The sequence below is a fragment of the Pseudosulfitobacter pseudonitzschiae genome, assembly GCF_900129395.1.
Lineage (GTDB): Bacteria > Pseudomonadota > Alphaproteobacteria > Rhodobacterales > Rhodobacteraceae > Pseudosulfitobacter > Pseudosulfitobacter pseudonitzschiae.
In genome coordinates this window covers 280,318-295,046 of the sequence record NZ_FQVP01000003.1, presented here as the reverse complement: position 1 = coordinate 295,046, position 14,729 = coordinate 280,318, and the positions used below count along the sequence as shown (strand labels likewise).

General features: G+C 61.0%; 12 protein-coding genes. 3 read left to right on the top strand and 9 right to left on the bottom strand.

All coding sequences use genetic code 11. The annotated features are described in order from the left end of the window. Nucleotide 1: 1 nt before the first annotated feature. The 8 genes from rpoD to BUC08_RS09510 form a co-directional block, all read right to left on the bottom strand. The gene (gene rpoD, locus BUC08_RS09545; RefSeq protein ID WP_037924407.1) at nucleotides 2–1,987 is read right to left on the bottom strand and encodes an RNA polymerase sigma factor RpoD; all 1,986 of its coding nucleotides are present in this window, start codon (nucleotides 1,985–1,987) and stop codon (nucleotides 2–4) included. 134 nt (nucleotides 1,988–2,121) lie between these two features. After that, nucleotides 2,122–4,107, bottom strand: coding sequence for a DNA primase (dnaG, locus tag BUC08_RS09540; RefSeq protein WP_037924410.1), 1,986 nt, complete (start codon nucleotides 4,105–4,107; stop codon nucleotides 2,122–2,124). Nucleotides 4,108–4,239: 132 nt separating this feature from the next. Further along, entirely contained in the window at nucleotides 4,240–4,548 is a 309-nt protein-coding gene (locus BUC08_RS09535) for a hypothetical protein (protein WP_224769695.1), read from the bottom strand. A 39-nt stretch (nucleotides 4,549–4,587) separates the two neighbouring features. After that, nucleotides 4,588–5,136: a sarcosine oxidase subunit gamma gene (locus tag BUC08_RS09530; RefSeq protein WP_037924413.1), complete on the bottom strand. Its 549-nt coding sequence runs from the start codon at nucleotides 5,134–5,136 to the stop codon at nucleotides 4,588–4,590. A 4-nt stretch (nucleotides 5,137–5,140) separates the two neighbouring features. Then, complete coding sequence (locus BUC08_RS09525; RefSeq protein ID WP_037924414.1) at nucleotides 5,141–8,074, bottom strand: sarcosine oxidase subunit alpha family protein; 2,934 nt, start codon at nucleotides 8,072–8,074, stop codon at nucleotides 5,141–5,143. Then, nucleotides 8,071–8,334 carry a sarcosine oxidase subunit delta gene (locus BUC08_RS09520; RefSeq protein WP_037924692.1) on the bottom strand — a complete coding sequence of 88 codons (264 nt, stop codon included), beginning with the start codon at nucleotides 8,332–8,334 and terminating at the stop codon, nucleotides 8,071–8,073. The genes BUC08_RS09525 and BUC08_RS09520 overlap by 4 nt, the downstream gene beginning before the upstream one ends. Before the next feature lie 85 nt (nucleotides 8,335–8,419). Beyond that, nucleotides 8,420–9,694 carry a sarcosine oxidase subunit beta family protein gene (locus tag BUC08_RS09515; protein ID WP_037924416.1) on the bottom strand — a complete coding sequence of 425 codons (1,275 nt, stop codon included), beginning with the start codon at nucleotides 9,692–9,694 and terminating at the stop codon, nucleotides 8,420–8,422. Between the two features lie 201 nt (nucleotides 9,695–9,895). Next, nucleotides 9,896–11,326: a Glu/Leu/Phe/Val family dehydrogenase gene (locus BUC08_RS09510; RefSeq protein WP_037924419.1), complete on the bottom strand. Its 1,431-nt coding sequence runs from the start codon at nucleotides 11,324–11,326 to the stop codon at nucleotides 9,896–9,898. Between the two features lie 326 nt (nucleotides 11,327–11,652). Here BUC08_RS09510 and BUC08_RS09505 point away from each other — a divergent pair, with 326 nt between their 5' ends. Genes BUC08_RS09505 through BUC08_RS09495 form a run of 3 tightly spaced genes read left to right on the top strand, consistent with a single transcriptional unit; the run spans nucleotide 11,653 to nucleotide 14,179 of the window. Then, nucleotides 11,653–13,086 (top strand): TadE/TadG family type IV pilus assembly protein, encoded by a 1,434-nt coding sequence (locus tag BUC08_RS09505; RefSeq protein ID WP_081855345.1) that lies wholly within the window; start codon nucleotides 11,653–11,655, stop codon nucleotides 13,084–13,086. After that, nucleotides 13,083–13,619, top strand: a complete 537-nt coding sequence (locus BUC08_RS09500) for a TadE/TadG family type IV pilus assembly protein (protein WP_037924421.1) — start codon at nucleotides 13,083–13,085, stop codon at nucleotides 13,617–13,619. Before BUC08_RS09505 ends, BUC08_RS09500 begins: the two co-directional genes overlap by 4 nt. Then, nucleotides 13,619–14,179, top strand: coding sequence for a TadE/TadG family type IV pilus assembly protein (locus BUC08_RS09495; RefSeq protein ID WP_037924424.1), 561 nt, complete (start codon nucleotides 13,619–13,621; stop codon nucleotides 14,177–14,179). The genes BUC08_RS09500 and BUC08_RS09495 overlap by 1 nt, the downstream gene beginning before the upstream one ends. Here the strand turns inward: BUC08_RS09495 and BUC08_RS09490 are convergent. Continuing rightward, a complete protein-coding gene (locus BUC08_RS09490; RefSeq protein WP_037924427.1) occupies nucleotides 14,176–14,673 on the bottom strand; it encodes a hypothetical protein in 498 nt (165 codons plus the stop codon). The genes BUC08_RS09495 and BUC08_RS09490 overlap by 4 nt on opposite strands. Between the last annotated feature and the right edge of the window lie 56 nt (nucleotides 14,674–14,729).

Sequence of the window (14,729 nt, the reverse complement as noted above, 5' to 3'; positions counted from 1 at the left end):
CTTACTGGTCGAGGAACGAACGCAGCTTGCGCGACCGGCTGGGGTGTTTCAGCTTGCGCAGCGCCTTGGCCTCGATCTGACGGATACGTTCGCGGGTCACGCTGAACTGCTGGCCGACCTCTTCCAGCGTGTGATCGGTGTTCATGCCGATGCCGAAACGCATCCGCAAAACACGTTCCTCACGCGGGGTAAGCGAGGCCAGAACCCGTGTCGTGGTTTCCTTGAGATTTTCCTGAATGGCGCTGTCCAGTGGCAGCACGGCATTCTTGTCCTCGATGAAATCGCCCAGTTGGCTGTCTTCCTCGTCGCCGATGGGCGTTTCGAGCGAAATCGGCTCCTTGGCTATTTTCATCACCTTGCGGACCTTCTCCAGCGGCATCTGCAGCTTTTCGGCCAGCTCTTCCGGCGTCGGTTCACGGCCGATTTCATGCAGCATCTGACGCCCGGTGCGGACCAGTTTGTTGATCGTCTCGATCATGTGCACCGGAATACGGATCGTGCGCGCCTGGTCGGCAATCGACCGGGTGATCGCCTGTCTGATCCACCATGTCGCATAGGTCGAGAATTTGTAGCCGCGACGGTATTCGAATTTATCAACGGCCTTCATCAGGCCGATGTTGCCTTCCTGGATCAGGTCCAGGAATTGCAGGCCACGGTTGGTGTATTTCTTGGCAATCGAGATCACCAGACGCAGGTTCGCCTCGACCATTTCCTTCTTGGCCTGACGGGCTTCTTTCTCGCCCTTCTGAACCTGCTGGACGATGCGGCGGAATTCGGAGATGTCGAGACCCACGTACTGGCCGACCTGCGCCATGTCCGAACGCAGTTCCTCGACCTTGTCCGCCGAGCGTTCGATGAACATTTGCCAGCCGCGACCGGACTTTTCGCCCATCCGCTCCATCCAGTTGGGGTCAAGCTCGTAGCCGCGATAAGCGTCGACGAATTCCTTGCGGTTGATGCGCGCCTGATCCGCCAGTTTCACGATGGCGCTGTCGATCTGCATGATGCGGCGGTTGATGCCGTAAAGCTGGTCGATCAGAGCTTCGATACGGTTGTTGTGCAGGTGCAGCTCATTCACCAGCAGCACGATCTCGGACCGCAGCTTCTGATAGGTGGTTTCATCCACCTCGCTAAAGCTGGAGTCCTCGTTCAGCGTGGCCGAGATCCGGCTGTCCTGCATTTCGGACAATTTGACGTAATCATCGGCGATGATGTCGAGCGCTTCCAGAACCTGCGGTTTCAGCGCAGCTTCCATCGCGGCCAGCGACATGTTGGCCTGTTCGTCTTCGTCATCGTCGTCGTCACGGGCAATCGGGTTGCCGTCGGCGTCCAGCTCGGTCTTGGCGCCTTCGCCCGTTTTCTGGGTGTCCGAGCTGCCGCCCGAAACGACCGGCTCGTTGCCAACGTCGTCGCCCAACTGGTCCCCGAACGTCGCCTCAAGGTCGATCACATCGCGCAGAAGAATGTCTTCGCTCAGAAGTTCGTCGCGCCAGATGGTGATCGCCTGAAAGGTCAGCGGGCTTTCGCACAGGCCCGCGATCATGGTATTGCGGCCGGCCTCGATGCGCTTGGCGATGGCAATCTCGCCCTCGCGGCTCAGCAATTCGACGCTGCCCATCTCGCGCAGGTACATGCGCACCGGATCGTCGGTACGGTCCAGTTTCTCGGACGTGCCCGACCCCAGCGTGATCTCGCGGGTGCCTTCGGTGGTCGTAAGCTCGGTCGAGCCTTTGCCCTCTTCGTCCTCGGCTTCCTCGTCCTCGATGATGTTGATGCCCATTTCGGACAACATCGACATCACGTCTTCGATTTGCTCGGAACTGACCTGATCGGGGGGCAGAACGGTGTTCAGCTGGTCATAGGTAATATAGCCCTTCTCACGGGCTTCAGCGATCATCTTCTTAACGGCCGCCTGGCTCATGTCGAGCGAATGACCGGTATCGGAATCGTCGGTCTTGGCGTCGTCGTTTGTGTCTTTCGCGGCCATCGGTTGCTCCTGTTCAAGCACTCCTGTCGCGAATCACCCTTAAGTGATTCGGCTAACAGGGAATCATTCACGATTCGGGTGATTCGGCCACCCGTGTAACGGCATTTCCTCAAGGAATCCCAACGAAAACCTTGTTAGTGTTGTTTTCTGCCCCGCTTTGAGAAGTCGATAGCGTCGAACATAGCCCGACTGCGGGTCACTTCATCTTTTTCCATCTTCACGCCGTTGTCGGCGGTTACAAAGTCTCCGCTGCCCTCTTTCTGGGTGCTGCGGTTGGCGCTGTCTGCGGCTTCGGCCGCCCGGCTCAGCCGCCATGTCACGCCTTCATCCGCCACGCCGGTCAAATCTTCGGCGGCATCTGCAATCTCGGCGTCCAGCCCACGCGCTGCGGAAAGTTTTGCAAGCTCTTCGGCCACGGTGATGCGGGCCATGTCGGCGTTGCCGGGTGTGCGAATGCATGGGACGATTGCCACATGGCTTGCATTCAACAGGTTTTCAAGGGCTTCGGGCCCGCGTGCGCTGGAAATCTTTTCGCGCAACACCTCTGCACCCTCATGCGCGTGGCGCAGGATCAGGTCGCGCAAGGCGGCGTTGTCGGGGTTGATGCAACGCAGTCTTTCCAGTGGCGTTTCAAAGCTTTCCACCACTTCCGGGCAGGAGATCAAGGCCGCCAGAATGACCGATTCGCGCAATATATGGGTCACGCTGTCGCCCGTGCCCGTGGCCAGCACCGAAGATTTCGTCGATTGCAACGGCACCGGCTCGGGCTGCCATTTGCCAAAGCCGCCACCGGTGCGCTGCCCGCCTGACCGGCGCTGGCCTGACGGCGCACGCTGCGGGCGGAACAGCTGAAAGCGGAGTTCCTTGATTTCCTGCCCATAGTGGTTGCGGATCGACGGATCGGCGATGGTCTTGATCTTTTCGCGCAGCGCCTTGTCCAGCGCCGCCTTGCGTTCGGGGCTGTCGAAAACGCGGCCCTCGGTTTCGCGTTGCCACAGCAGACGGACCATCGGCATGGCCCCGTCCAACAGCTTTTGCAGCGCGGGCGCACCCGCCGATTTCAGCAGATCGTCGGGGTCCTGCCCTTCGGGCATCATTGCAAAGCGCAGCGACTGCCCCGCCTCAAGCAGCGGCAAGGCCAGATCGATCAACCGCATCGCCGCGCGCAGGCCTGCGGTGTCACCGTCCAATGCGATGATAGGTTCAGGCGCGATGCGCCACAGCATTTGCAGCTGGCTTTCGGTGATCGCAGTGCCCAGCGGCGCCACGGCCGCCTCGAATCCCGCTTCGGACAGCGCGATGACATCCATGTACCCCTCGGCCACGATCAGCGGCTGGCCCTTTCCTGCGGCGGCACGCGCGGGGCCGTGGTTGTACAGGCTACGCCCCTTGTCGAACAGTTCGGTTTCGGGCGAGTTCAGGTACTTGGCGTTGTCGTTGGGGTCCATCGCCCGCCCGCCAAAGGCGGTGCAACGTCCGCGCGCATCGCGGATCGGGAACATGATGCGGCCCCGGAAGGTGTCATAGGGCTTGCCGCCCTTCTGGCTGGGCTTGGCCAGCCCTGCGCCGATGATCAGCTCATCGCTGATATTCTTCGACTTCAGGTGATCCCACAGCCCTTGCCACGCATCGGGGGCAAAGCCGATTTCCCAGCGGTCCAGCGCCTGCTGGCTCAGGCCGCGCCGTTCGAGATAGGCCCGCGCATCCGCCGCCACGCCGGTTTTCAGTTGCAGCCGGTAGTATTGAACCGCCTGCTCCATGACCTCGGCCAGTTGCGTGCGGGTGTCCGCCTTTTGCTGGGCCTGCGGGTCACGCTGGGGCATCGGCATCCCTGCCTCGCCCGCCAGAATGCGCACCGCCTCCATAAAATCGACGTTCTCCGTCTCGCGGACAAAGGAAATCGCATCGCCCTTGGCGTGGCAGCCAAAGCAATAATAGAACCCCTTGCGGTCATCGACGTGAAAACTGGCGGATTTTTCCTGATGGAACGGGCACGGTGCCCACAGGTCGCCCTTGGCCTGATTGGATTTGCGGCTGTCCCACATGACCTTGCGGCCCACAACCTGTCCCAGGCTGAGGCGGGTGCGCAGTTCGTCAAGGAATCCGGGGGGCAGGCTCATACCCTATTATATCGTATCGCTGCGCGTCAGAGTCCAGATGCGGCGCGATGTGACATCAATTCAGGCGGGCCACCCCGCCGGGGCTGCGAGAGCCTCCGGCGGGGGTATTTCATGCCAATTGCAGCAGCACGCTTATTGTTGCAGGCAAAGCTCCGACCATGCGGCGGCAAAATCCTTGGTTTTCAGGTCCTTGCGGGCCTGTTCATACACCCATGGGGTGATGATGGGGATCGCGGCATTGTAGCCTTCGGGCCAGTTGGGCTCGCCGGCAAGGATGATTTCGGATACCTTTTGCTCTTTCACCCCGTCCAGACGCGCGGCCTGTACCGCGGAGACGATAGCGGCCTGATAGGCACAGCTTTGTTCCTTGGTGTCGGCAGCCGTTGCGGCGTTGGACAGGCCGACGGCGGCCAGTGTGGCAATCATTAACATACGTTTCATATCGGGCCTCTTCGGACTGCGATTGGTGTTTGGGGCAACCTAGTGCCGTGCGGCCAGGCTTTCCATTGCTGTTACAAGATCGTGAACCAGTGTTGCAGCCATGCTGCGGAAAACAAGGATCAGAAAGCTGTCCGGCCCGGTGCGGGTGATCGAGGCGTTCATGTGCCCCAACTGCGTGCGGGCGGTGTGGCCTTGCTTGAATATGGCAGGCCGCAAGTCAACCGGCACCAGCCGCGCCAGAACCGCACCCGCGTCCTCCCCCGACAGGGTGACACAGGTCCATGCGTCAGACTGGTCGGTCAGCGCCGCGTGATCGCCCAAGCCGGGGTCCGGCACAGGCCCCGCCAGCAGGACCATATCACGGCCAAACCAGATCGCGCGCGCACCATCCTTGCCGGTGGCGCGGTTGGGGGCCGGAAAGGCCATCCCATGCGCGCCCTTGAGCGCGTCAGAGACCGCGCGCCCCTTGAACGGGGCCACAGATGTCAGCGTGCCAAGGTCGGTTTCCGTCAGGGTGCAGGTGCCCACCGTTTTGGGCAAAAGCCCGTAACAGGGCGACGTGGCGGTCAGGGTCAGTGTATTAGCCATATCATCACCCGCGCACGCGGCCTCCTTCGGGGTCAATGAACACAGGGGGGCACACTTCGACCACCGTGTCGATGCCGCGCATGGCATCCACCAGCCGCAGTCTGTCACCGTGGCGCGCGGCACCGCCCCGCACAAAGCCCAGCGCGATGTAGTGGCCAAAGTCCGGCGAGAACGCAGCCGAGGTCACATAGCCCTGATCGTTTTCGGGCACCGCTTCCGCCCCTTCGGAATAAAGATGCGCGCCAGCGGTCAGTTTCTTGATTGCTCCGGTGGGCTTGAAACCGACCATTTGCTCGCGGTCGTCTTCCAGCAGCCCGTCGCGGGCGGCCATCGTCTTGCCGATACAGTCCTTGTTCGCCGAGATCATTCGCTCCATCCCGATGTCGAAAGCCGTCGTGCGTCCGTGGATTTCGGAATGGGTGATATGCCCCTTTTCCACCCGCAACACGTTCAGCGCCTCCATCCCATAAGCGCCGCCCGCCAGCGCCTCGGCCCGTTTGACCAGCACACGGAACAGCGCATCGCCATAGCGGGCGGGCATGGCCAGTTCATAGGCATGTTCGCCCGAGAACGAGATGCGGAACAGCCGCGCGTCGATCCCTGCCACGCGCACCGGACCGCAAGCCATGAAGGGCCAGCTTTCGTTGTCGATGGTTTTCTCGACCAGCCCGTTCACCAGATCGCGCGATTTGGGACCGGCAATGGCAAACTGCGCCCATTGTTCGGTCACCGACATGATCCGCACGTCCCATTCGGGGTGGTGCACTTGGGTGATAAACTCAAGATGGCGCATCACCAGTCCCGCCGCAGCCGTCGTCGTGGTCATGGCATAATGCGTCTCGCCCAGCCGCGCGGTGGTCCCGTCGTCCATCACATGCCCGTCTTCGCGCAGCATCAGGCCATAGCGCACGCGCCCGACCTTGAGCGTGGAAAACATGTTGGTATAGGCGAAATCCAGCAGCTTGGCGGCATCCGGCCCCTGAATGTCGATCTTGCCCAGCGTGGACACATCGCAAACGCCCACCGTGTTGCGGACAAAGCCGACCTCGCGGTCGCAGGATTGTCTCCAGTTGCTCTCTCCCTTGCGGGGGAAATAGCTGGGACGATACCACAGGCCTGCCTCAATCATCGGCGCGCCCATGGCGACGCTGGCGGCGTGGGATGTGGTGTGCCGTTCCGGCGCAAATCCCTTGCCACGCGACCCAGCGCCCAAGGCGGCCAGGGGGACCGGCGTATAGGGCGGGCGGAAGGTGGTGGTGCCGGTTTCGGGAATGCCGCGCCCCGTCGCATCGGCCAGCACGGCCAACGCCGCAACGTTCGAGTTCTTGCCCTGATCCGTCGCCATCCCTTGCGTGGTATAGCGTTTCATATGCTCGACAGAGCGGAAGTTTTCCGTGGCCGCCTGTTTCACGTCCTTGACCGTCACGTCGTTCTGGAAATCCAGCCACGCGCGCCCCTTGCCTGCAACCGCCCACAGCGGGGCAATCGCATAAGCGGCGTCGTCCGCCACCGGCACCTCGACATCTGCCACCGACCGGCCAAGCTCTTGCAGAACCGTCCGCGCCGCGTCGGCGCCGGATGCCAGACAGCCCTGAACCGAGAACACGCCCAGCGCCGCGCCTGCGACGGTCATGCCGGGGATCGCCCCTGCCGTCGGCACAAAGCTGGCGATGCTTTCGTCCCACGAAGGCCGACCGTTCATGTGACAGGTCATGTGCACCGTCGGGTTCCAGCCGCCAGACATGGCCAGGCAGTCGGTCGCCAGCTTCTCCTGCCCCGAGGTGGTCCGGTAGGTGATCGCATCCAGCCCCGTGCGGCCCGAGCTGTTGCAGACCTGCGCGCCACGGATCAGGCGGTAGTCGCCCTGCGCCTGCGCGTCGGTGCGGCTGTCCAGCACTGCCGTCACATGCACGCCCGCGTCAATCAGGTCCAGCGCGGTGCGGTGGGCCGCGTCGTTGTTGGCGAACACGGTGACGGCCTTGCCCGGTGCCACACCCCAACGGTTCAGATAGGCACGCACTGCTCCCGCCGTCATGATGCCGGGGCGGTCGTTGTTCTGGAATGCGATGGGCCGTTCCAACGCCCCCGCCGCCAGAATGCTGCGCTGTGCGACGATGCGCCAGAAGGTTTCGCGCGGCAGCCGCCCGTCCGGGCGCGCGATGTGATGCGACACCCGTTCCAGCGCGCCGAAAGTGCCCTGATCATAAGCGCCCGTGACCGTGGTGCGCGTCATCAGGCGCACATTGTCCATGCCCGCCAGCTCGGCCAGCACATCGGCGGCCCAGTCGGCCCCCGCCAGCCCGTCCACGGTGTCCGTCTCGGCCAGCAGCCGCCCGCCCATCTGCGCGTCTTCGTCTGCCAGGATCACATCGGCCCCCGACCGCGCCGCGACCAGTGCCGCCATCAGCCCCGCAGGCCCCGCGCCGATCACCAACAGGTCACAAAAGGCATAGGCCTTTTCGTACCGATCCTGATCCGCCGCACCGCTGAGCGCCCCCAGACCGGCGGCGCGTCGGATCACAGGTTCGTAAAGCTTTTCCCAAAAGGCACGCGGCCACATGAATGTCTTGTAGTAGAAGCCCGCCGACAGGAACGGCGCCGCCAGATCGTTGACCGCCAGCAGGTCAAAGTTCAGCGCCGGAAAGGCGTTTTGCGAGCGCACCTCCAGCCCTTCGTAAATTTCCTGCACTGTGGCCCGCACGTTGGGTTCTCGTCCGGCGCCCACGCCGACGGTCATCAGCGCATTCGGCTCCTCGCTGCCCGCCGTCAGCACCCCGCGCGGGCGGTGGTATTTGAACGAACGTCCCATCAGGCGCACATCGTTTGCCAACAACGCCGAGGCGACGGTATCGCCGTTGAAGCCTTGGTATTCGACCCCGTCAAAGCGGAAATGCACCGTGCTGTTCCGGTCGATATGCCCTTTGCCTGCAACCCTCATCGATCTGCCTCCGACGCCAGCTTCGCGCCCAGAACCGCGTGGGTCACCGTGTTGCGTGTCACCACCAGCCACGCGCCACAACCGGCGTCATGGCTCCACAATTCCTGATGATCGCCGGGCAAATTCTCGCGCAGATACACAAAGTCCTGCCACGCATCGGCATCCGCATCGGGTGCCGGTCGGTTCAGCGCCACCGCCGCCCCCTGATAATAAAACTCGCGGCGGTCCCGTTCTCCGCAGATCGGACAAGGCAAGCGCATGTTCAGTTCCTCTTGATGCGCCACGTCCGCATCTTCTCTGGTTCAAAAATGGTTCTGGCCCAAGCCCCGACAGGAGCCCCGGCCGTCAGTGCAGGTTGTGCTGAGACCCGGTGGCCTCTTCGTCCAAGATACCGCGCCCGGTGCGGAAACGGTCCAGCCGCAGTTTGGCCGCGACCGGGTGCGGCGTGTCCGTGGCCAGCAAATGCGCGAATGTGTGGCCCGAGGCCGGTGTCGCCTTGAACCCGCCATAGCACCAGCCGCAGTTCACATAGAGCCCGTCGATATGGGTGCGGTCGATCACCGGTGAGCCGTCGGGCGTCATGTCCATGATCCCGCCCCAGCTGCGCAGCATCTTGGCCTTGCCGATCACCGGCATCAGCGTCATCGCCGCCTCGGCCACATGTTCGGCTGTGGGCAGGTTGCCGCGGCTTGCATAGCTGGAATACAGGTCCAGATCGCCGCCAAAGACCAGCCCGCCCTTGTCCGACTGACTGATATAAAAATGTCCCATGCCATAGGTGATCACATGGTCGATGACGGGTTTCAGCCCTTCGGTGACAAAGGCCTGCAAGACGTGGCTTTCGATGGGCAGGCGCATTCCGGCCATCGCCGCCACCTGGCTGGACCGGCCCGCGACAACCATGCCGACCTTTTTCGCACGGATCGCCCCGCGCGTGGTCTGCACGCCGCGCACTGCGCCGTTTTCGATGTCGATGCCGGTGACCTCGCATTGCTGGATCAGGTCCACGCCACGGCTGTCCGCCCCGCGGGCAAAGCCCCAGGCGACCGCATCGTGCCGCGCGGTGCCGCCGCGTTTGTGATAGAGCCCGCCGTAGATCGGAAAGCGCGTCTGCTCAAAATCCAGATAGGGCAGCAGCCGCTGCACGCCCGCGCGGTCCAGCAGTATTGCATCGTCGCCTTGGGCGATCATCTGGTTGCCACGCCGCGCAAAGGCGTCGCGCTGGCCGTCCGAATGGAACAGGTTGATGATGCCCCGCTGGGAATGCATGACGTTGTAATTCAGGTCGTCTTCCAGCCCTTCCCACAGTTTCAGCGAATGGCTGTAGAACTCCGAGTTGCCGGGCAGCATATAGTTGGCGCGCACGATGGTGGTGTTGCGTCCCACATTGCCGCCGCCCAGGTATCCCTTTTCCAGAACCGCCACATTGGTGATGTCGTGTTGCGATGCCAGATAATGCGCCGTGGCCAGACCGTGACCACCGCCGCCGATGATGATGATGTCATATTCGGGCTTTGGCTCGGGATCGCGCCAGTGTGGCGTCCAGCCGGTGTTGCCTGTCAGACCCTCCTTCAGAACCCGCAGGCCGGAGAACCCTTTTGTCAGCCGATCAAAGCGCATCACCTGTCCTTTTCCCGCAGCATACAGTCGATACGCTGTCGCATTGGGAAAGAAGTATCAATGGCACAGCGCACGACCACAGGAATTTCCGACGCGCACCGGCCTACCAGCGACATGCGTTTCAGCGCGAAGTTGCCAATGCGCCGCGCTTATGGGCACGGTTGGCGCGGGCAAGGCATGATCTGCCCTGCCCGCATCCGGTCACAGACCCTTGGCGCGATAGCTTGATGCAACGCGGCCAATCGACACCAGATAAGCGGCAGTGCGCAGATCCTTCACGTCATCGCGCGACCGCCAGACCTCGGCCATCGACTGATAGGCCGTGCGCATCGTATCCTCGAGACCAGAGCGCACCAGCTCAAGCTCGCCCGCGCCCTTGAGGTATTTGTCCTTGAAGTCGGGTGACAGGGTCCAACCCAGTTCCTTGTCCTTGGACAACCGTTCCAGTTCTTCCACGATCAACAGGTGCCGCGCCTCTTCCTGGCGGCGGCCCATGCGGCCGAACCGGATGTGGCTCAGGTTCTTGACCCATTCGAAATAGGACACGGTCACACCGCCCGCATTTGCGTACATATCGGGAATGATCACACAGCCCTTGTCGCGCAGGATCTCGTCCGCGCCCGCCGTCACGGGACCGTTCGCGGCCTCGATAATCAGCGGCGCCTGAACCCGGTCGGCGTTGCTCAGATTGATCACGCCTTCAAGCGCGGCGGGGATCATGATGTCGCATTCGGCCTCAAGCACCGACGCGCCGTCCTCGACATAGGTGGCATCTGGATAGCCGGTGACGCCGCCATGATCACGAATCCAGCGCGACACGGACTCGACATTCAGGCCCTTGGGGGAAACCAGCGCACCATCTCGTTCGATGATGCCGACAATCAGCGCGCCGTCTTCCTCGGACAGGAACTTGGCCGCATGATAGCCCACGTTGCCCAGACCCTGCACGATCACGCGCTTGCCATTCAGCGAGCCGGACAGGTTGGCCTTGGCCACATCCTGCGGATGGCGAAAGAACTCTTGCAGCGCATATTGCACGCCGCGCCCGGTCGCCTCGACACGGCCCTGGATGCCGCCCGCGTTGATCGGCTTGCCGGTCACGCAGGCCTTCGAGTTGATGTCCGTGGTGTTCATACGCGCGTATTGGTCCGCAATCCACGCCATCTCGCGTTCACCGGTGCCCATGTCCGGGGCCGGTACGTTCTGGCTGGGATGGATCAGGTCACGTTTGGCCAGCTCATAGGCAAACCTGCGGGTGATCAGTTCAAGCTCGTGTTCCTCGTATTCACGCGGGTCGATACACAAGCCCCCCTTGGAGCCGCCAAAGGGCGCTTCGACCAGCGCGCATTTGTAGGTCATCAGCGCCGCCAGCGCCTCGACCTCGTTCTGATTGACGCCAAGGCTGTAGCGGATGCCGCCCTTGACCGGCTCCATATGCTCGGAATGGACCGAGCGGTAACCGGTGAATGTATGGATCTTGCCGCGCAGGCGCACACCGAAACGAACCGTGTAGGTCGCGTTGCAGACGCGAATTTTCTCTTCAAGACCGGGCGGGAGATCCATCAGCGCCACCGCCCTGTTGAACATCAGGTCTACACTTTCGCGGAAACTCGGTTCTTGCACGTTGCTCATGGTACGTCCTTTGATCGCGACTCGATTTTTTCGAGACAACTGACTGCAGCCTATGACGAAGCGGTAAACACTTGCGACTTTATTGGGCAGTTTTTGCAGAATTTATTTCGGAGCAAGCAGGTTTTTGCAGGCGGAAACAATCTTTGCCCCAAATCCGAAACTGTCGCCTTCAGCGCCTTAACGGCGCCTTAATTGACGCAAAAGCACCATAAAACCACAGTGATAGCCCCGTTCCGCCTGATTCTGACCATAATCAACAGTCATTAAAGACGCTGGCGAACTGGCCCCGTTGGTCCGTTGGCAAGCAACAATATTGGACCTGCATCATGACACGCATTTTACGTGACACGACATTCAGATCAGCACCCGCAAACATCCACGGTGTGCGCGCAAAGCTGCGCCGTTTCGCCATTGACGATGACGGGTCGATGACAATCTTCGCCTGTTTCCTGGTTTTGATGATGCTGCTGATCGGGGGCATCGGCGTTGACCTGATGCGCAACGAGATGGAACGCACCCGGTTGCAAAACACGCTGGATCGCGCGATTCTGGCCGCTGCCGACCTGGATCAGGAAATGTCCCCCGAAGCGGTGGTGACCGACTATTTCGACAAAGCCGGGCTGGGCAGCTACCTGAAAAGTGTCACCGTCGACGAAGGTCTGAACTATCGCACGGTCACAGCCGATGCCGCGACCGTATCGCCAACCCGTTTCATGAAGTTCATGGGCGTGTCCGAACTGAACGTCCCGGCCGTGGGCACCGCAAGCGAACGCATCGCCAACGTTGAAATCTCGCTGGTGTTGGACATCTCGGGGTCGATGGCCTCCAACAGCAAGATGGAAAACCTGCGCAACGCGGCCAAAGTGTTTGTCGACACGGTGATCCGCCCCGAAACCAAAGACCTGGTTTCGCTGTCGCTGGTGCCATATTCCGAACATGTCAACGTGGGCGAACCGATCTTTGACAGGCTGAACACCATTCACCGTCACGAATTCTCATACTGCCTCGAAATCCCGAACTCGGAATTCGACAATGCCAATTTCGATCTGAGCAAACGCTATGACCAGATGCAGCACTTTCAGTGGAACTATGACGGGTACAACAACGACCGCAACGACACTGTCTGCCCGCGGTATGATTATGAAACCGTTTCACCGCTCAGCCAGAATGCCAGCGCCCTGAAAACCCAGATCGGCAAGCTTCAGCCGCGCGCCGGCACCTCGATCTTTCTGGGGATGAAATGGGCCACTGCCCTTCTGGACCCGTCGTTCCGTCCCGTGATCAACAGCCTGATCAACGCGAATGACATCGACAATGCGTTCCAGGGGCGCCCTGTGGCCTATGACGATGTGGAAACGCTGAAAACCATCATCCTGATGACCGACGGCAAGAACGACCGTTCGAACCGGATTGCCGACTGGGCCTACGATTCGGCCAGCGACTATGTTCACTGGAGCAACTACAACTTCAACTGGTATCTCAGCCGCTACGTCAGCAGCCGTGACCGCAAGTATTACTATGTCGCCGACTACTATACCGCCAGTACGGGCGACTATCTGCTGGGCAATATCTGCGACGCTGCCAAGGACAAGGGCATCGTGATCTGGGCCATTGGCTTCGAAGTTGACGATCACGGCGCGAACGAAATGCGCAAATGCGCCTCTACGCCCAGCCATTTCTTCCGCGTCGAAGGCGTCCAGATCACCGAGGCGTTCAAGGCGATTGCCCGCACGATCAATCAACTGAGGCTGACACAATGATCCGCTTGTTGATGAAAGGACTGCGCAAGTTCCGCAAGGATGAACGCGGGTTCATGTTGATCGAGTTCGCTCTGGCGATCCCGTTGATCTTTACCATGTTCCTGACTTCGGTCGAACTGGGGATCTACACCATGCGCCAGATGTTTCTGGACCGGGGTATGGACATATCCATCCGAGAGGTGCGCCTGAACACGGCCAAGAAGTACACGCACGCAGAGCTCAAGGAAATGATCTGCTACTATTCCGGCTTCCTGCCCGACTGCGATTCACAGCTGCGGCTGGAAATGAAAGAAGTGGACATGCGCAACTTTAGCGGCTTTGGCGCTCCCGCCGACTGTGTCGATACATCGAAACCTGTCACACCGCTGCAAAACTTCACGAACGGGCTTGACCATTCGGTCATGCTGTTGCGCGCCTGCTATATGTTCGATCCGGTGTTCCGCCTGACCGGATTGGGCGAGGGTTTTGTCAAGGATGGCGCAGGCCATGCCAAGATGATCAGTGTCGCCGCCTTTGTTCAGGAGCCACGTTAATGTCCTTTGCATCCCCCTTGCACTGGTTGCGCCGCTTTGGCCGCGACGAGGATGGCAACGTCGCCATCGAAACGATCATCATCATCCCGATCCTGTTCTGGACCTATCTGACCATGTTCGCGATCTTCGATTCCTATCGCCAGTATTCGCTGAACGAAAAGGCCGCCTATACCATCGGCGACATGATCTCGCGGCAGACAACGCCGTTGAACGACAGCTATCTGGATGGCACGATTGCATTGCTTAAATATCTGACGCGCAATCGCGGTCAGGAGCCTGCCATCCGGGTCACATCGATCAAATACGATGCCAACAACGATATCTACAAACGCGACTGGTCACACACCCGTGGCCCCGGCATATCGGCGCTGGACAACACCGATGTCAAAAACTGGCACGACCGTCTTCCCGTCATGCTGCACAACGAGCGTATCGTCGTGGTCGAAACATTCGTGTATTATGATCCGCCGTTCAACACCGGGCTGAACAACACGACAATCACGAACTTTGTGTTCACCCGCTCGCGCTATTCACCACAGGCACTTTGGGAAGGCAGCTAGTCCTTTGGCCCCATGTCGCGCTGCGCGACCTTGATCGAAATGATCTCGGACACCGATTTCGACTGCGCCCCCGGCGTCATGCCCCCGACACCGATCCGACGGCCAATGCGCCACCACAGTCCCGGCTGCCAAGTGCGCGGTCCGGGGCTTTTGGTTGTCAGCAAAAAGCCGTTCGACGGTTTGAATGCGAAAAAGCCGCGATCGATGCTTTCGATATCGTCCATCGTCGCCAGAACCGTACCGGCGGTGTCACGCAATTCGGTCTCGGTCAGCACGACGGTGTGACGCGTCGCCTGCCACATGCGCACCGCCAGCCACAGCGACACGGCTCCGATCAACAACAGGAACAGCTGCCAAGCCAAAGCGGGCGGCTGGAAAATTGCCAGATAGATCAGCAACAACCCCAGCAGCGCCACCGAAATCACGCCGACGATGCGCCGCCCGAACGAGGCAGATACGGCGGCCAGAACGTCGTCCGGATCAATGTCTTGCATGTAGGGTCCCCCAAGGTTTCATCCCTTTTGCATAGGTGGGCCGCGCGGGGCAAGCT